Source organism: Nonomuraea muscovyensis, from assembly GCF_014207745.1.
Classification (GTDB): Bacteria; Actinomycetota; Actinomycetes; order Streptosporangiales; family Streptosporangiaceae; genus Nonomuraea; species Nonomuraea muscovyensis.
This window is the reverse complement of the sequence record NZ_JACHJB010000005.1, coordinates 66,666-83,268: the sequence shown is the minus strand read 5'-3', so window position 1 is coordinate 83,268 and position 16,603 is coordinate 66,666. Positions and strand designations below refer to the sequence as shown.

Sequence of the window (16,603 nt, the reverse complement as noted above, 5' to 3'; positions counted from 1 at the left end):
TGAGGAAACCGCCGTGCGCACCCTGATCATCGACAACCACGACTCCTACACCTACAACCTCTACCAGCTCATCGCCGAGTCCTACGGCACCGAGCCGGTCGTGCTGACCAACGACGACCCCGGCTGGGCCGAGGTGGACCTGCGGCGCTTCGACGCCCTCGTCATCTCCCCCGGTCCGGGCCGCCCGCAGGTCGAGCGCGACGTCGGGACCACCTTCGACGTGATCCGCGACTCGGGGCTGCCGGTGCTCGGCGTCTGCCTGGGACACCAGGCGCTGGGCTGGCTGTCGGGCGCCGACGTGGTGCCCGCGCCGGCGCCGATCCACGGCCAGGTCGAGGAGATCCACCACTGCGGCCACGACCTCTTCCGCGACCTGCCGCAGCGCTTCCACGCGGTGCGCTACCACTCCCTGTGCGTGGCCACGCCCGCCCCCGGCGACCTGGAGATCACCGCGTGGACGGCCGACTCGGTCGTCATGGGGTTACGGCACCGGACGATGCCCTGGTGGGGGGTGCAGTTCCACCCGGAGTCCATCTCCACCGAGCACGGGCCCACGTTGCTGCGCACGTTCCGCGAACTGGCCCTGGAGGCGGGCTCGCCGGCCGCCGCGCTGCCGGTGCCGTGCGGGCCGCGCTGGTCGCTGGAGGTGGAGCAGGTGTACGGCGCGGCCGACACCGAGGCGGTCTTCGCCGAGCTGTTCGGCGACCGGGAGCACGCCTTCTGGCTGGACAGCAGCCGCGTCGAGCAAGGGCTGGCCCGGTTCTCGTTCCTCGGCGACGCGGGCGGGCCGCACGGCGAGGTTCTGACCTGCCGGCCCGGCGCGAACAGCGTGCTCGTGCACGACTCCGGCGGCCACGAGTCGGCCGTCTTCACCTCGATCTTCGACATGCTCGACGAACGCGTCCGCGCCCGGGCCATGCCGTCCGACCCGGCCCTCCCGTTCGACCTGAACGGCGGGTACGTCGGCTACTTCGGCTACGAGCTGAAGCGCGACTGCGGCGCCGCCTCGCCGCACGTCTCGCCGTTCCCCGACGCGGTGTGGATGTCGGCGGCGCGCTTCGTCGCGGTGGACCACCTGACCGGCAGCACGTGGGCGGCGGCGCTCACCGACGGCGAGCCGGACAGCCGCGCGGCCGCCCGCGCCTGGGTGGCGCACGCGGCCGGCGTCTGCCGCCGCGTGGGCGAGCGTCCCCCGCCCGAGCCCGGCCCCAGCTCCGACTCCGGCCCCGGCCCCGACTCCTGCTCCTGCTTCGGCCCCGGCCCCCGCCCCGGCCCCGGCCCCGGCTTCGACGCCGAGCCGTGGCTGGTGCGCCCGCGCGAGCGCTACCTGGCCGACATCGAGGAGTGCCTGCGGCTGCTGCGGGCGGGCGAGAGTTACGAGATCTGCCTGACCGACACCGCCGAGATCCCGTTCGACGGCTCCGCCCACGACCTCTACCTGCGCCAGCGGCGGCTCAACCCGGCCCCCTACGCCGCCTACCTGCGCCTGGGCGAGATGGAGGTGCTGTGCTCCTCCCCCGAGCGCTTCCTCAAGGTGGACCGCGAGCACGTCGCCGAGTCCAAGCCCATCAAGGGCACGGCGCCGCGCGCCCCCGAGCCGCTGCGCGACTCCAGTCTCAGGCACGAGCTGGCGACCTCGGCCAAGACCCGCGCCGAGAACCTCATGATCGTGGACCTGCTCCGCAACGACCTCGGGCGCATCAGCGCCATCGGGACCGTGGAGGTGCCGCGGTTCATGGCCGTGGAATCGTACGCCACCGTGCACCAGCTCGTGTCCACGGTGCGCGGCCGGCTCCAGGACGGTATCAGCGCCGTCCAGGCTGCGCGGGCCTGCTTTCCCGGCGGGTCGATGACGGGGGCGCCGAAGCTGCGCACCATGGAGATCATCGACCGGCTGGAGGGGCGGGCGCGCGGCGTCTACTCGGGCGCCATCGGGTTCTTCGGGCTGGACGGCACGGCCGACCTCAACATCGTCATCCGCACCGCCGTCGCCTGCGACGGGACGCTCACGGTCGGCGCCGGCGGGGCCATCGTGCTCGGGTCGGACCCGGTGGAGGAGTACGCGGAGATGCTGCTGAAGGCCCAGGCCCCGCTGCGCGGCCTGCCCGCCTCCACGGTCTGCCGTCGACCCGGGTGCTCGTACACGTCGCCCGGGAAGAGCGCGACCGGCCCGGACGGCGCGGGGGGAACCGGCCCGCAGGGGGTGGCAGGCCCGCAGAACGCGGAGGCGACAGGCCCGGCGACCGCCACCCGCGCCGCCACGACCAGTGGCGAGGGCGCCGTCAGCGGGGGCGTCTGCCCGGTGGTGACACCAGGCCGCGCCTGAGCGCCACCGCCGTCGCCAGCGTCCGGTTCGAGCAGTTCAGCTTGGCCAGGATGTTGGCGACGTGCCGTTTGGCGCCGTGCTCGGAGATGCCCAGCCGCCGGGCGATCTGCTTGTTGCTCAGCCCTTCGGCCATCAGCGTCAACGTCTGCTGTTCGCGCGAGGTGAGCGGCGAGCCGGCCCGGTCGCCGTCCGCCGCGGCCCCTCCGTCGAGCGCGGCCGTCCCGGTCTTCGCGAACGCGGGCCGTAACTTGGCCAGCAGCCTGCGCGCCACGGGCTGCGGCACCGGCACCAGCCCGCTCTCCAGGTCCGTCAGCGTGCTCCGCAGCGTCTCGGGGGTCAGCTCGCCTTCCAGCAGGTAACCGTCGGCCGGCATCGCGGCCACCCGCTCCAGGGCCTGGTCGCAGGCCGTTCGTAACAGCAGCAGCACCCGCACCCCGTGGTCGGCGGCCGTCCGCGCCAGCTTCTCGGCCTTGTCCTGCTCGACCGGCGCGCTCACCACCAGCAACTCGGGCCGGCCGGCGTGCAACAGCTCCATGCTGTGGTCGAAGTCGCCGCTGTCGAGCACCTCGCGGAAGACGCCCAGATCCCTGAGCATGGTGGCCAGGCCGCAGCGGACCAGCTCGCTTCCCAAGGCGACCAGAGCGATCCCGTCCGGTGCGTCGATCCGTCGTGCACTGTGTCGTTGCGTGCTCATCACCACTCCGCCGTCCGACCCTGAGACGCGCCAGCCGCCTTCCCTACCCGCAAACGTCGCGGCCAATCGCTTTGTTGGATAGCGGCGCGAACCAGTTCGGACGATGATCGCGGAACGGTAGGCTGCGCGGGTGGAGCCCATAGCGCAGAGGTCGTCGCGCCTCCATGCCATGGGGGAGGACGCCGGTTCGAATCCGGCTGGGCCCCACATCCTCAGCCCGATCGCGGCGTGCCCGCGAACGGGCGATGTCGCGCCGGGCGGCGGAGAGGTCATCGGGCAGCGCCACGTTCCACAGGCGCGGGCCGGCGTTCTTCCGACCTGCTCAGCCCGTCGACCTCAAGCTCGGTTACTCAGCGAGGGTTCCCCCCGCGGTCGAGGGCGGCGACCTCGCGTACGGCCGCGGCGACGGCGCGGAAGTCCCTCTTCAGGATGGAGCCGTGGTTGCTGGGGACCTTCGCGCTGATCTTGATGTTCGGGTTGCTGGCGACCACCGCATCGACGCCGGTGCGGATCCGTTCTTGCCCATCGCCCTTGCTCCCGAAGGACGACCCCGACGCGAGCACATACCGCGTCGGGACGGTGACGTTGTCCATCACGGGGCCCAGCTCGCTCACGCGGGCGAGCCACCCGAGCTCGATGTTGATTTCCGCCATCTGCACGGCGCTCATCCGCGGGGTCAGGCCCGTCGGACGCAGCAGCGGCATGAACAAGTTCAGCCGCTTGAAAAGCTTCCGCATCCCCAGCGCCATCTCCTCGGTCATCCAGTCGTACGGCTGCGCGCCGTCAACCAGGACCGCGCCCACACAACGGTCGGGATTGCGGCTGGCCCAGTGCGCCGCGACGAACGCTCCGTAGGACCAGCCCACCACCAGCGCCCGGGGCACACCCCTGGCCGCGAGAACGGCATCGACATCCCGGATGGCGGTCTCGAAGGAATAGTCCGCCGAACGCTTCGATTTGCCGCGAGCCCGCATGTCGTAGGTGATGTGCCGCCACCCCGTCCCCAGGTCGGCGATGACCCGCCGCCAGTACCCCTGCGTGGCGAATTGGCCATTGCAGTAGACCACCGGGATACCGGGGCCGCCGGTGTCGGTCACGGCCAGCGCCGTGTCGTCGACCGGCATCATGCCGGTCCACTTCGCATGGGTCATGGTTCCTCGTCTCTGTCTTCGTTGTCTTGTGGGGTTCGTCCAGTCGTCGGAGTCGCCGGGCAGAGACCGTGGAGCACCAAGTCACCGGTGTTGGTGTGCGCGCGTCTTGGTGATCTGGGCCGTCGGCGGTGCCCAGCCCGCTTGCGCATGTTGCCGGCCATGGCGTTCACGCCGAGTCAGCCGGCGGTGCCCTCGCGGATGCCGGCCTCGCGGTTTCCGGCGTAGGTGTGGAGGCACACCTCTCCGGCCCGTACGGGGAGCCGCCGCTGCCGGTGGAGATGTCGACCGGGCCGCGCCGATGAGCGGGCCGGAGAGGGGGCCGGAGAGGGGGCCGGAGAGGGGGCCGGAGAGGGGGCCGGAGTTCAGATTCAAGATGACCGAGGCCGCGCTGGGGGCACCGACCGAGACGGTCGAGGACGTCATCTATTCCGCGGTGCCCGGCGACGACGAGACTCCGGTGACGCTGCCGCACGAGTACAAGCCAAGGGATCTTCGTGCCGGCAGCACAAGCAGCGCGTGTTCAAGGCCCCCTGCACCGCCCACTACCGCACGGGCTTGATTCAGATCATCGAGGCGCTGGAGTTCGGGTCGACGGATGTCACTTCCCGGCCGTGCCGGTTTCCCCTCTGATGGACTCCTGATAGATGTCCGCGTAGGTGCGCGAGTCCTTGATCAGGTCGTCGCAGAAGGCGGCGACGTCGTTGCCGATGAGTTCCAGGACACCCTTGCCGGCCGCGACGCCCTCCTCGAAGAAATCGAGGATCCCTGAGAGCAGGGACCCGTCAAGCAGGTCGATCGGTCCGACCTTGAAGAAGTACTTCTGAATCTCCTCGTAGACGATCTGATAGTCCGGCGGGAGCGCCTTGACCCGCGCCATGTGCGCCCGCCACTGCTTCTTGCCCTCGATGATGTCTCGGATGCCCACGTCAGCCTCCCAGCCGGCCCAATTTCCTTGCGACGTTCCTGTTCAACTGCTCGCGCCACCGGTCGCGATAGCTCCGAGCCCCTTCTCCGCCGGCCAGCGCCGCGCAGAAGCCCTCGATGTCGCCACCCAGCACCTCGTGAATGCTCTGCCCATCGGCCGCTGTCTCTTCGAGCAGCCCCAGGGCATTGTCGACAATCGGCGTCAGGTTTCGACCCGTGAAATCCGCGTAGGAAGAGAGATGACCCTTGATCTCTTCCCACGCCGCCCGGTAGTCGGCCGGCAATGCCTCGGCCCGAGTTTCGAACGCCTTCCATTCCCTGGTGAGATCGCTGCCTGTGATGGTCTCCCAGAAGTTCATCTCCCACCCTCCTTGAGCTTGTCGAGCCGTGATGTGATGTACTCCCATTTCGCCCAGAACGTCGCGAGCTCCTTGCGGCCCGCGTCGTTGAGCGCATAGAACTTGCGCGGCGGGCCCATCCCGGACGGTCGTTTCGTCACCTGGACGAGCCCGTTCTTCTCCAGTCGCAGCAGGATGGTGTAAACCGTCCCCTCGACGACGTCGGCGAAGCCGAGTTCGTGCAGCCGACGCGTGATGGCGTACCCGTAGGTCTCCTCGCTGCCGATGATTTCGAGCACGCAGCCCTCAAGCGTGCCCTTCAGCATCTCCGTCAGGTCGTCCATCGTGGGTCCTCTTCGGTCACTCTTGGTACTCTGTGCTATCGAGTACCACTATACGGTACCACCGAGTAGTGGAGTATGCCAGCAGGCGGCGAGCACAGACCGCGGAAGCGATTCGAATCATCGGCGCCGCGCTCGGTGCGGTGGTGGCACTGGTCCTACGGCGACCACTACTGGGCCCTGACCACAGGCGCCCGCTACGCCTGTCACACCATGCCCCAGAGCCCGGCCCCTTGAGCGCGCCTTCCCGCACGGGGATGATCACCACCGGAACCGGTCCACCATCTTGTCACGGAGCGGCTCGGCAAATTACGGTCAAGGCCGTTATCAGTTATAGGAGGTCGTACGTGCGCATCATGGCAATCGCAGCTCTCCTCGCCGTCTTATTTCTCCCAACTCCGGTCCAGGCCGAATCCACCACAGCACCACCCACCGGGTGTGGCTTCCACAACCTCGGCACGCTCCCGCTGACGGGTGCCACCACCGCGGGTACCGCGCTGGACGCCAGCCACCCGCAGGGCCCGCGCGTCTACTCCGTCACCTCCAGCGCGTCCGGACCGGCGCTGCTCGGCATCAGGGACGCCCGCGACGGCCACCTGATCGGCGAGCGGCCGCTCCCGCTCGCCCTCGGCTCCTGGGCCGTCACCGTCGCCCCGGACCACTCGGTGTATGTGGGCAGCTACAACGCCACCGCCGGGGCGATGGGCCGCCTCTTCCGCTACACCCCGTCGACCGACCAGGTGAGCGAGCTGGGCATCCCCATCTCGACCGAATCGTTCGTCTGGACGGTCGCCGCCTCCCCCGACGGCTCGGCCGTCTACGGCGGCACCTCGCCCACGGGCAAGCTCTTCCGCTACGACACCGCGACCGGGAAGTTCACCGACCTGGGCGTCCCGGTGGCCGGCGACCAGTTCGTCAGGGATCTGGCCGTGGGCGAGGACGGCACCGTGTACGCCGGCGTCGGCGCGCGCAGCATGAAGGTCGCGGTGCTCTCCCCGGACGGCACGGTCGAGCGGGTGATCGACCCGCCCATCGAGGGCAACGGCTACGCCTACGACGTGGATGTGTCCGGCCACTACCTCCTGGTCCGCTTCGGCACTTCCACGGGCGCCAACCCCATGGGCGTGTACGACCTGCGTGAGAGCAAGTGGACGGACGTCGTGGCGGACGTCGACAGCCTCACCGTCGGCGGCGGCAGGCTCGGCCACGACCTCTACCTGTTCCAGCACGACGAGCTCGTGAAATACGACCTCAGGACCAAGAAGATCACCAGGCTGGGCTTCACCGAATACGGCGAAGGCGCCGCCCGCCCGCTCGGCTGGCTCGGGAACGTGCTCGTCGGCACCAGCTCCACCGGCCGCATCTGGCACTTCGACCGCAAGAGCGGGCGGGGCCGGCTGCTCGACAGCACGCTGACCCTCCAGCCCGTCGCCATCCGCTCGCTGGGCACGGGCCCCGACGGCCGCGTCTACGCGGGCGGCTTCTTCACCGGCGGCCTGGCCGCCTACGACCCTGCCACCGGCGAGGCCCAGAACTGGCCGAACGTCGGCCAGAGCGAGGGCATCGTCACCCACAGGGGCAAGCTCTACCTCGGCGTCTACCCCGGCGCCCGCATCTACGAGTGGGACGGCAGCGCGCCCAGGCTCCTGCTCAACCTCGGCGGCCAGGAGCAGGACCGGCCCTTCGCGATGATCTCCGCGGGCGACTGGCTGGCGTTCGGCACCGTGCCCAAGGCCGGCACCCACGGCGGCGCGCTCGGCCTGCTCGACCCCGCCACCGGGCGCTCGGTGATCAGACGGGACATCATCCCCGGCCACAGCGTCATCGGGCTGGCCTACCGCGACGGGGTCGTCTACGGCGCCACCTCGGCCTTCGGCGGCACCAGCACGCCGGCGGGCGAGGCCGTGGCGTTCGCGTACGACATCGCCACGGACTCGCTCAAGTGGCAGTCCACCCCCGTCCCCGGCGACCTGGCGCTCGGCTCAATCGCCTTCGACGACGCGGGGCGGCTTTGGGGACTGACCCCGGACACCCTGTTCGAGCTGGACCCGGCCACCGGGCGGACCGTCAGGTCCGTCAAGCACCAGACCTATCCCTGGTCCAGCGCCACGCAGGTGTGGCTGGACACCAACCTCGTCTTCCACAAGGGCTTCCTGTGGGGCAAGGTGCAGGGCAAGGCGTACCGGATCGATCCGGGGACGATGGCGCTCGCGCTCATCGCCCGCCCGATCTCCAACCTGCTCCTCGGCCCTGACGGCCACCTCTACCTGTCACGCTTCGAGAAGTTCTACACCTACCGCGTCTGCTAGCGGGTCAGCCGGAACAGGCGCGCCCCCTCGGCGAAGTAGACGTCCCCGGACCCGTGCACCGCGAGGTGGTGCACGGGTCCCTGCCTCAGCACGGTGTGCCGCCCGGTCCGCGGGTCGAGCGAGAAGACGTCCTGACCGGCGTGCGCGCCGTACAGGAGGTGATCGCGCCGGTTGAAGGCGAGCTGCCCGCTCGAGCTCTTGCCGGCCGACAGCGTGACGCGTTCGACCACCTTGCGAGCGGCCGTGCTGACCGCGAACACCTCACCGCCCGCGATCCCCCACAACCGCCCACGGTCGTCGAACGTCAGCGCCGGGATGGCGGGCTTGCCCGGGGCGGGGACGATCTCCCACAGCAGCCGGTTCTCCTTCACCGACCACGCGAACAGCTTGGACTCCGGCTGCGTCGGCGGCGTGGCCGACTGGCCGCTGTAGATGGACGTGCCGCCGTAGAGCACGCCGTCGCGGTAGGCGAGCGAGACGATGCTCTGGTCCTTGACCACGTTGCGCTGGGAGTGCTTGAGCGTCCCGGTCCGCGGGTCCCACACGGCCAGCACGCCGCCCAGATGGCCGAGGTCCGGCATGGTGCCCGCGGCGAGATAGCGGCCCGCCGACACCAGCGCCCGCGGCCTGATCTGCTTGTCCGCCGCGAGGTCGAACAGCCGCGCCGGGTTCGCCGCGGGGCCCGGCTCGGGGCTCGGCGAGTACTCGGTGCTGTTCCACGGCAGCGCCGGGTCGTAGGCGTAGACCCTCGCCTCGGGGTAGGCGCCGATGTAGAGCTTGCCGTCGTGGGCGGTCATGTCCTCGCTCTGGGAGAACGTGTGGAACTCCGCCCTCTTGCCCGTCACCGGGTCCAGGGCGGCGAAGCCGCCGTTGAGGAAGCCACCGGCGTACATGCGGCCGTCGGGACCCTCCGCGAGCGCGGTCACGTCGATGGGCTCGCCCTTGACCGCCGTCTGCACGAACGACTTCGCGCCGGTCTGCGGGTTGTAGCGGAACATCAGCCCGCGCCAGAGCAGGCCCACGACGCTCTTGCCCGGATAGTCCGGCAGGCCCAGCTCGGCCCAGCCGATGCCGCGCGTGTTGGCCACCCGGCCCGTGATGGGCACCCCGGTCCCCGTCGTGGCCTTGGTACGGGGGTCGTAGCGGACCAGCTCACCGCCCTTGACCAGGTAGACCGCGCCCTCGTCGTCCGGGGGCGAGACGTCGAGGCCGTGCGCGGCGGCGAGCGTGTCGCTCCATCCACCGGCGGCGATGTCCCAGACGTGCAGCGGGCCAGGGCTCGCGCCACCGAAGCGGACGTAGAGGAAGCCGCCCGCGACGTTGACGTCGTAGGCCCACTGGCCCGCCGGGTCGAAACCGTCGGGCAGGGGGAGCTGCCTCGTGGCGCCCGAGGCCGCGTCGATCTCGAAGACGGCGGCGGGAGCCTCGGTGCCCGCGTAGATCTTCCCGCCGGCGTAGGAGACGCTGCGGACGTAGGCGTGGGCGGGTGAGAGCTTGCCGTAGTCGCGCACGCCGGTCGCGGGGTCGTAGGCGAACAGGCGACCGCCTGGGGAGGTGCCGCCGTAGACGGTGCCACCCTCGCCCGCGGCCACGGACCAGATGAAGTTCTCCGAGGGCACGGGCCTGCCGAGATCCTGGACACCGCCCTGGTCCGTCCAGCGGTAGAGGCGGCCGTCGCCGTACGTGCCGGCGTAGACGCCGCCGTCAGGGGAAGCGTCCACGGCCCAGGAGCCGCCGGCGCCCGGCAGGTCGTATCTGGCCACCTCGGCACCGGTGGCGGGGTCGACGGCGTTGAGGTGGGCGGGGGCGCCGGAGGAGGCGCCCCACAGGACGGTGCGGCCACCGGGGCCGGGCGCCACCACGCCGCCGATCAGCAGCACGTCCTCCAGCGGGACGCCGACATCCTCCACGCGTGGCGCCGCCGCGGCCGCCGCCGGAGCGACGGCGCCGAGCACCGCGAGAGCGCTCACCATGCTGCATGCAAGCATGCGCTTAATTAAGGTCATAACCGAAACCTAGGAAACCGTGCGCTTTCCTGTCTATACCGAATTACGGCAAAGGAACTAATCCACGCCAACGCTTCCGCTGCCGGTCCCGGGTCAGCCCGAGCAGTGCGCCCCTGCTGTGGCCGATGTCCAGCGGCGCCTCACCGATCGGATCGAAGAGCTGATCGCGGGGCGCGACACGTGCGTCGGCTCGCCGACGGCGACCGAGCCCTGCTGCCACGGCCGGCTCCTCATCCGTTTCCGGTGGATCGTCATGTCGGTCCGCGCTCACTCCGTCGCCGCCTCCTCCCACCGGCACCCCCACGCAACCCTTAGATGACACACGCTGGTGCCCGCCGGGCGCGACGAACGGACGGCACCCCACGGCATCACGCCCGCGTCATCCGCCGGCCTCACCTTCAGGTCCGGCGCCTTCGCCACTCGGGGCGCGGCGGCATCGCGGACCGTCGACAGGTCAGGCCGGCTGGGCGTGGGCGAGTGCCGAGGGCGTCCGGCAGCCGACGATCGCCGGAGCCTCGTGGACCAGTTCGTCGTCGGCCAGCGCCGCCACCATGAACAGCGCGAAGTCCGCCCGGCGGGTGAGGTTGCTCTTGAGGACCGGATCGCCGACGTGCCGGCTCCACACCGGCAGCCCCTGGCTCTCGCCCTCCTCCAGGTTGCTGCCGCGCACGACGGTCCAGCGGGTGTCGCTGGCGAACACTCTGCGGCACGCCTCCACCTGGTCGGCGAGGTCTGCGAAGCGGGCGAGCCGCGCGAGCGGGCCGAAGACCTTGAGGAACACCCGGAGCCCGAGCCCGTACACATCCTGGCCGTCTCGCGTGATGTGCCATCCGCAGGAGAACACCAGCCGCGCCCCCGGGGGCGCGTGGTCCAGCACCGCCTGGGCCGTCCCGGTCGAGTAGCCCTTGACACCCCAGGGGACCAGCACCGTCAGCACGCCGTCGCACCCGGCGACCGCACGCCTGATGACCTGGCGGTCGTCCGTCGCCCCAGGCACGACGGTGATCCGCCCCGCGAACTCCGCGAGCTTCCCGACGCTCTGCTCGCGGCACACTCCCACCACCTCGTAGCCCCGGTCCAGGGCGTGCCGGATCATGTATCGCCCGAGCTTCCCGGAAGCTCCGACGACGCAGACCCGAAACGGGCGTTCGTCCATGTCGTCTCCTTCCCGCCGCCTGCGTTCTTACAGGCGTAAGGTATAGCTCGGACGCTATCCTTACGCCCGTAAGGCAGTCAAGCCCCGGACCGTCGGAGCCGACGTCGGGGAGCATCAGGAGACCGCACATGCCGCCATCGCGCCCCGACCGGCCACGCACGCCCCGCACCGCGCTGAGCAGGGAGCGCGTCCTGCGAGCCGCCGCGCAGGTCGCCGACGAGCGGGGCGTCGCCTCGGTCACCATGCGCAAGGTGGCCGAGCATCTCGGGGTCGAGGCGATGTCGCTCTACTACCACGTGGCCGGCAAGGACGAGATCCTGGACGGGATCGTGGACCTCGTCTTCGACGAGATCGAACTGCCCCCGGGCGAGGCGGACTGGAAGACGGCCATGTTTCGGCGCGCGGCCTCGGCCCGCCGGGTCCTGTCGCGCCACACCTGGGCGCTCGGGCTGATGGAGTCCCGGCGGAACCCCGGCCCCGCGACGTTGCGCCACCACGACGCCGTGATCGGGAGCCTGCGGGCCGCGGGGTTCTCGATCGGGATGGCCGCTCACGCGTTCTCCGCCCTCGACAGCTACGTCTACGGGTTCGTCCTGCAGGAGTCGAGCCTGCCGTTCAGCACCCCGGATGAGCTCGAGGACGTGGCCGAGACGATCGGCCGGAGCATGCCCGCCGGGATGTATCCGCACCTCGCCGAGATGATGACGGACCACGCCCTGCAACCGGGGTACGCCTACGCGGAGGAGTTCGAGTTCGGGCTCGGCCTGATCCTCGACGGCCTGGAGAGGATCCTCCGGGGGCCCGGGTGACGAGGGAGCTGCTGTTCACCCGTTCGCTGATCGCTGTCCGGCCGGCAGTCACTGCCGGCCGGCTCCGAGAATTCGGCAACCGGAATGAGGATGAGCAGCAGTTGGATCGGCTCGTCGATCACCCGGTGCCGGTCACCGGCTCGGTGGATCTCGTGGAAGTAGGCGGCCACCTCCGGGTCGTCCAGCGTGCTGCGGTGCACGATCGACCGGTGGCGGACGCCCGCGCGCAGCTCGGCCAGGACCCTGTCGCGGATTGAACGACCGGCTGGCCCAGGCCGGCGACCCGGCGAAGATCGCCGACCTGGCAGCCGAACATCGTCCGGGCCCTCGCTGCCGCCGGCTCGTTCGGATGCCTCATCTGGGCACGGGTCGTCCACGGGCATTCCCGCATCTGACGCCGCCGTCGGCCACCGCACACCCACGGCCTGGCGCCGGAGCCCGGCATCGCCTCCGGCTGAGATCCGGACGTCCCAGGTGGAGCCACTCGGGTGGATCCAGCCGGCCGGGTACGACAGGTTCGCCGCTACGCAGGCCGGTCCGTCCGGTACACGTAGTGGGCGGGGCCGTCGACGGGGTTGTCGGGCTCCAGCTCGCCCTCGGCGACCCGGCACAGCCCGGCCTTCTCCAGCGCCCGCCACGAGGCGCGGTTCGCGACCGGCACCGGGACCAGCACGCAGGTGGCGTCCGGCAGTTCCTCCCACGTCCGCTCGACCACCGCGCGGATCACCGCCGGTCCGAGGCCGCGGCCCGTCTGTCCCGGATCGCCGATGAGGTAGTCGATGGTCACCGCCCCCTCGGGCACGGCGGTGACGGCGGCCAGCTCGTCGCGGTAGCCGGGGTAGTCGGCCAGACGGCATCGCTGCACCAGGCCGAGCGGGCGGCCGTCGAGGTGCACCAGCAGGTCCTCGGACGGCTCCTCGCCCCGGGCGGCGGCGCCGAAGTCGCGCGCCACCGCCTCGGCCGAGGTCTCATGGTTCCACCACCGGGCCACGTGGGGCTGCTCCAGCCACCGCCGCAGCAGCGGGAAGTCGGACGCGCCGAGCCGGCGCCAGGTGATCGTCATGTCGGCCTCCGGGCGAGGTGTCTGCGGTAGAAGCGGGCCTGCCGGTCGCGGTGGCCGCACGAGGGGTGACACCAGCGCCGCCGCGGATGGCCGCGGACGAAGAGCATCGAACAGCCCGGCCCCGGGCAGCGCCGGACCGCCACCGGCTCAGGCCCCGCCAGCAACTCGGCGCACCCGCTCGCGAGGCGGCCGAGCAGCGCGGGGGCGCCGGCGACGGTGTCGAGACGCCGCACGGCCGGCGCGGCGCCGGGTGTCCACTCCAGCCGCGGGTACGTCGGCGCCGCCGCGGCCAGGTCGTTGAGCCGCTCGACCGCCGCCCGGCCCGGCCCCCGCCCGTCGGCCGCGGCGCACAGCAGCGCCCGCACGCAGTCACGCGCCGCCCGCACCCGCTCGCCGTGCCGCCCCATGACGCCCGCGGGCGCCGTGACGCCGCCGTCGAGGGGCACCAGCGCGAACCACTCCTCGATCCGGGCGGCCGTGTCGAGGAAGTCGATCCGCCGGTCGCCGTCGCCGTAGAGCGTGTTGGCGAACTCCACCACCGGCGGCTCGGTGCCGAGGATCGGAAACGCCGTAGCTGCCATGACCCTGACGGTAACAGGACCTCTCAACCATCAGCATCCGCTTTTTCCTCGGGCCCGGCGGCGACTCCCGAGGTCTTCGGCGCGCGGCAGGGGACCCTCTACCGGGTCAGGTGCGTCATCCGCCGTACGAGGTCTCGCGCCGACTCTCGTGACCGGCGGCCGAGGCCGCACGCCGTGGAGGCTGCCCTTCGTCCGGTCGGTGAGCATGTCCCGCAGCGCCTCACGGGCGGAAGCGTAGTCATCGCGTTGCGCACTGTACTGAAGGTGAACATCCCGTCGCAGCGGACTCAGCGCGCCCGGGATGCCGCCGCCGAGCGACTGCGGCGTGCGGCAGTATGCCCGCAGTCACCGGTGTTCTGTCGCCGGGCGCTGCTATAGATGACGCCATCATCTGACATTTGACAGAGACAGGGCGTTCGATGGCATCGGTAGTGTTTCGCGATGAGACGGCGACGGGCCGGGCGTTGGAGGAGTTCTCCCTGCCCGGCCTGCCCGAGCGGATCTCGGCCCGGGAGCTGGTACGGCTGCGCGTGCGCGAGGAGGTGGCCCGCTACAACGCGGCTCCCTCCCATCATTTCCGCGGCCTGGTCAAACCGACGGACGCCGAGGTCGAGCTGAACGGCTACCGGATGCGCACCGCCCGCACGCTCGACTGGGAGCGGCAGGCCGACGCCGCCGAGGCCGCGTTCGCCCGCAACGGGTTCCTGTTGCTGGTCGGCGACCGCCAGATCGAGGACCTGGGCACCGAGATCGACCTGACCACCGACCCGGTGGTGTCGTTCGTCAAGCTCGTTCCCCTGGTCGGAGGCTGACGTGAACCTCTCCCCCCTCGCGGAGCGCCTGCTCAAACTGCTCAACGGTTCCGCGCCCGACGCCACCTACTGGCCGATCACCTCCCAGCTGACCACCGCGATGGGCGGCAGGCCCGGTGACAGCGCGGTCGTCGACCAGACCTGGCGGAATCTGGTCGCCCCAGCGCGCGAGCTCGCCGACTACCTGCTGCGTGACAACCGCCTGTCCTTCGCCGCGCTGGTGGCCGCAGGGCTGGCGGGCATGGATGCCGAGGTGAGACCGCGGTTCGCCGAAGCGCTCGGTCCCATCGCGATCGCGGAGGTGGACCTGATGCTCGGCTGGGACGTGGAGTTGCGTGCCCTGTTCACCGAGGCGGCCCGGGAACCGGCCCTCGACCAACCGCGGTCGACCGGCTTGGCCGAATGGCTCGACGGCCGGCCCGGCTACCCCGCCTTCGCCCGCGCCGTCCTGGAGCAGGCCGAGGCCCGCGTCGCGGCGATCCAGGCGGGCGAGATCCCTTACCAGGCGGACAAGGCGTTCGACTCCTGGGAGACGCGAACTCTCGGGCGTGCCGTGCGGCTCGCGCTCCACCGTGACGAGCCCTGGCTGCCCGCCTTGCTGGACCGGCTGCTGCGCGGCGTCGCGGTCGCGCCCACCCAGGCCAAGACCCTGCCCTCCCAGGCCCTGCTGTTCGAGATCGCCCGCGCGGTGGAGGACCATCCGACTCCCGAGGCGATCTCCTCGCTGCGCGCCGCCCGCCAGGTCACCCGGCACGCCGGGGTGCCCAAGCAGCTCGACCGGATGTTCAAGCGCATCGAGCCCGCGCTGGCCGAGCGGCTGGAGGTCGCGTTCCGCCTGCCGGATGGACGGGTACGGCAGGCGTTCGGTGAGCACACGGCTGTGATCTCGATCGAGGGTGGGGGCGAGCTGTCGTGGTGGCACGGCGACAAGAAGCTCACATCCGTCCCGGCGGCCGTCAGGCGGGAGCATCCCGACGAGGTGAAGCGGCTGCGCGAGCAGGTCAAGCTGGTCCAGCAGCAGCAGGTGACCCTGGCCAGGGCTCTGGAGGCGGGCTACACCGCGGAGAAGGCGCCGCCGTACCGGCAGTTGGAGGGTCACCCGATCACCGAGCGGCTGATCTGGGAGTTCGAGGTCTCCCCCGGCGTGTGGCGCAGCGAGCTGGGGCTGAACGTGCCGGACGTGCCGGTGCGGCCGTGGCATCCGGCCCGCGCGTCGGTGGAGGAGGTTCGGGCCTGGCGCGAGGTCGTGCAGGACAAGGAGCTGCGCCAGCCGTACAAGCAGGCTTTCCGCGAGGTCTACCTGCTCACGCCCGCCGAGGAGGAGACAGGCGACCATTCGCGGCGGTTCGCCGGTCATGTGGTGGACTACCGCAGGCTCCGCGCGCTGTTCAAGGCACGGGGCTGGAAATCGAACTACCTCGGGCCGTGGGACGGCGGCTTCGACAACGGCGACGCGCGGCGGCTGCTGGCCGGCGGGCAGTGGCGGGCGACGCTGGAACACGGCCTCTACGACGAGGGCTACGCGCTCACCGAGCAGGTCCTCTTCCACCGGCTGGTCGGGGGCAGGTGGCACCTGGCGCCGCTGGCCGAGGTCCCCACGCTGGTGTTCAGCGAGGCGATGCGGGATGTGGACCTGTTCGTGGGAGTCTGTTCGATCACGACCGATCCGCAGTGGGCCGCAAGCGGGCCGGACGCGCTGCAGACCTACTGGCGGACCGGCTCGTTCGCTGCGCTTGCGCCGTCCGCCGAGGTACGCCGGGACGTGTTGTCCCGGTTGCTGCCGCGCCTGGCCATCTCCGACCGTTGCACGTTGACCGACCGCTTCCTGGTGGTCCGCGGCGATCTGCGCACCTACAAGATCCACCTGGGGTCGGCGAACATCCTGATGGAGCCCAACGACGCCTACCTGTGCATCGTCGCCGGTCGCGACCCCCGGGCCGGGCTGTTCCTGCCCTTCGAGGAGGACGGCCGGTTGGCGCTCATCTTGTCCAAGGCCTTCCTGCTGGCCAACGACACCACCATCACCGACCCGTCCATCACCCGCCAACTCCAGGCCTGATCGACGCCAGGGGGCGGGCACACTCGTGCCCGCC

The 16,603-nt window shown here is 71.0% G+C and carries 15 protein-coding genes and 1 tRNA gene; 7 read left to right on the top strand and 9 right to left on the bottom strand.

Translation table 11 applies throughout. The features are described from left to right. Positions 1 to 13: 13 nt before the first annotated feature. A complete protein-coding gene (locus FHU36_RS42555) occupies positions 14 to 2,326 on the top strand; it encodes a chorismate-binding protein (protein ID WP_185089838.1) in 2,313 nt (770 codons plus the stop codon). On the opposite strand, the gene FHU36_RS42550 is transcribed toward FHU36_RS42555, so the two are convergent. Then, entirely contained in the window at positions 2,283 to 3,020 is a 738-nt protein-coding gene (locus tag FHU36_RS42550) for a response regulator transcription factor (protein WP_185089837.1), read from the bottom strand. The two genes, FHU36_RS42555 and FHU36_RS42550, sit on opposite strands and share 44 nt — an antisense overlap. A gap of 133 nt (positions 3,021 to 3,153) precedes the next feature. On the opposite strand from FHU36_RS42550, the gene FHU36_RS42545 reads away from it, so the two are divergent. Further along, positions 3,154 to 3,226, top strand: a tRNA-Gly gene (locus FHU36_RS42545). Positions 3,227 to 3,370: 144 nt separating this feature from the next. On the opposite strand, the gene FHU36_RS42540 is transcribed toward FHU36_RS42545, so the two are convergent. From FHU36_RS42540 to FHU36_RS42525, 4 genes are all read right to left on the bottom strand, one after another. After that, positions 3,371 to 4,171, bottom strand: a complete 801-nt coding sequence (locus FHU36_RS42540; protein WP_185089836.1) for an alpha/beta fold hydrolase — start codon at positions 4,169 to 4,171, stop codon at positions 3,371 to 3,373. 598 nt (positions 4,172 to 4,769) lie between these two features. Continuing rightward, on the bottom strand, positions 4,770 to 5,096 hold the full coding sequence (locus FHU36_RS42535; protein WP_185089835.1) for a DUF1048 domain-containing protein: 327 nt from the start codon (positions 5,094 to 5,096) through the stop codon (positions 4,770 to 4,772). 1 nt (position 5,097) lies between these two features. Beyond that, positions 5,098 to 5,454, bottom strand: a complete 357-nt coding sequence (locus FHU36_RS42530; RefSeq protein ID WP_185089834.1) for a DUF1048 domain-containing protein — start codon at positions 5,452 to 5,454, stop codon at positions 5,098 to 5,100. Then, a complete protein-coding gene (locus FHU36_RS42525; RefSeq protein WP_185089833.1) occupies positions 5,451 to 5,777 on the bottom strand; it encodes a PadR family transcriptional regulator in 327 nt (108 codons plus the stop codon). The genes FHU36_RS42530 and FHU36_RS42525 overlap by 4 nt, the downstream gene beginning before the upstream one ends. A gap of 344 nt (positions 5,778 to 6,121) precedes the next feature. Here FHU36_RS42525 and FHU36_RS42520 point away from each other — a divergent pair, with 344 nt between their 5' ends. Beyond that, positions 6,122 to 8,083, top strand: a complete 1,962-nt coding sequence (locus tag FHU36_RS42520; protein WP_185089832.1) for a ligand-binding sensor domain-containing protein — start codon at positions 6,122 to 6,124, stop codon at positions 8,081 to 8,083. Here FHU36_RS42520 and FHU36_RS42515 read toward each other — a convergent pair. Both FHU36_RS42515 and FHU36_RS42510 read right to left on the bottom strand, forming a co-directional pair. Further along, the gene (locus FHU36_RS42515) at positions 8,080 to 10,071 is read right to left on the bottom strand and encodes a PQQ-binding-like beta-propeller repeat protein (RefSeq protein ID WP_185089831.1); all 1,992 of its coding nucleotides are present in this window, start codon (positions 10,069 to 10,071) and stop codon (positions 8,080 to 8,082) included. The two genes, FHU36_RS42520 and FHU36_RS42515, sit on opposite strands and share 4 nt — an antisense overlap. 472 nt (positions 10,072 to 10,543) lie before the next feature. Continuing rightward, positions 10,544 to 11,245, bottom strand: a complete 702-nt coding sequence (locus FHU36_RS42510) for an NAD(P)-dependent oxidoreductase (protein WP_185089830.1) — start codon at positions 11,243 to 11,245, stop codon at positions 10,544 to 10,546. A 128-nt stretch (positions 11,246 to 11,373) separates the two neighbouring features. Here FHU36_RS42510 and FHU36_RS42505 point away from each other — a divergent pair, with 128 nt between their 5' ends. After that, a complete protein-coding gene (locus FHU36_RS42505) occupies positions 11,374 to 12,054 on the top strand; it encodes a TetR/AcrR family transcriptional regulator (protein WP_185089829.1) in 681 nt (226 codons plus the stop codon). After that, a complete protein-coding gene (locus FHU36_RS42500; protein WP_185089828.1) occupies positions 12,051 to 12,311 on the top strand; it encodes a hypothetical protein in 261 nt (86 codons plus the stop codon). Before FHU36_RS42505 ends, FHU36_RS42500 begins: the two co-directional genes overlap by 4 nt. Positions 12,312 to 12,577: 266 nt before the next feature. Here the strand turns inward: FHU36_RS42500 and FHU36_RS42495 are convergent, their stop codons facing one another. Continuing rightward, positions 12,578 to 13,117 (bottom strand): GNAT family N-acetyltransferase, encoded by a 540-nt coding sequence (locus FHU36_RS42495; protein WP_185089827.1) that lies wholly within the window; start codon positions 13,115 to 13,117, stop codon positions 12,578 to 12,580. Beyond that, positions 13,114 to 13,698 (bottom strand): CGNR zinc finger domain-containing protein, encoded by a 585-nt coding sequence (locus tag FHU36_RS42490; RefSeq protein ID WP_185089826.1) that lies wholly within the window; start codon positions 13,696 to 13,698, stop codon positions 13,114 to 13,116. Before FHU36_RS42490 ends, FHU36_RS42495 begins: the two co-directional genes overlap by 4 nt. A gap of 419 nt (positions 13,699 to 14,117) precedes the next feature. Between FHU36_RS42490 and FHU36_RS42485 the strand changes: the two genes are divergently transcribed. Next, positions 14,118 to 14,510: a hypothetical protein gene (locus tag FHU36_RS42485; protein ID WP_185089825.1), complete on the top strand. Its 393-nt coding sequence runs from the start codon at positions 14,118 to 14,120 to the stop codon at positions 14,508 to 14,510. Between the two features lies 1 nt (position 14,511). Continuing rightward, on the top strand, positions 14,512 to 16,569 hold the full coding sequence (locus FHU36_RS46695) for a DUF4132 domain-containing protein (protein ID WP_185089824.1): 2,058 nt from the start codon (positions 14,512 to 14,514) through the stop codon (positions 16,567 to 16,569). The last annotated feature ends 34 nt before the right edge of the window (positions 16,570 to 16,603 follow it).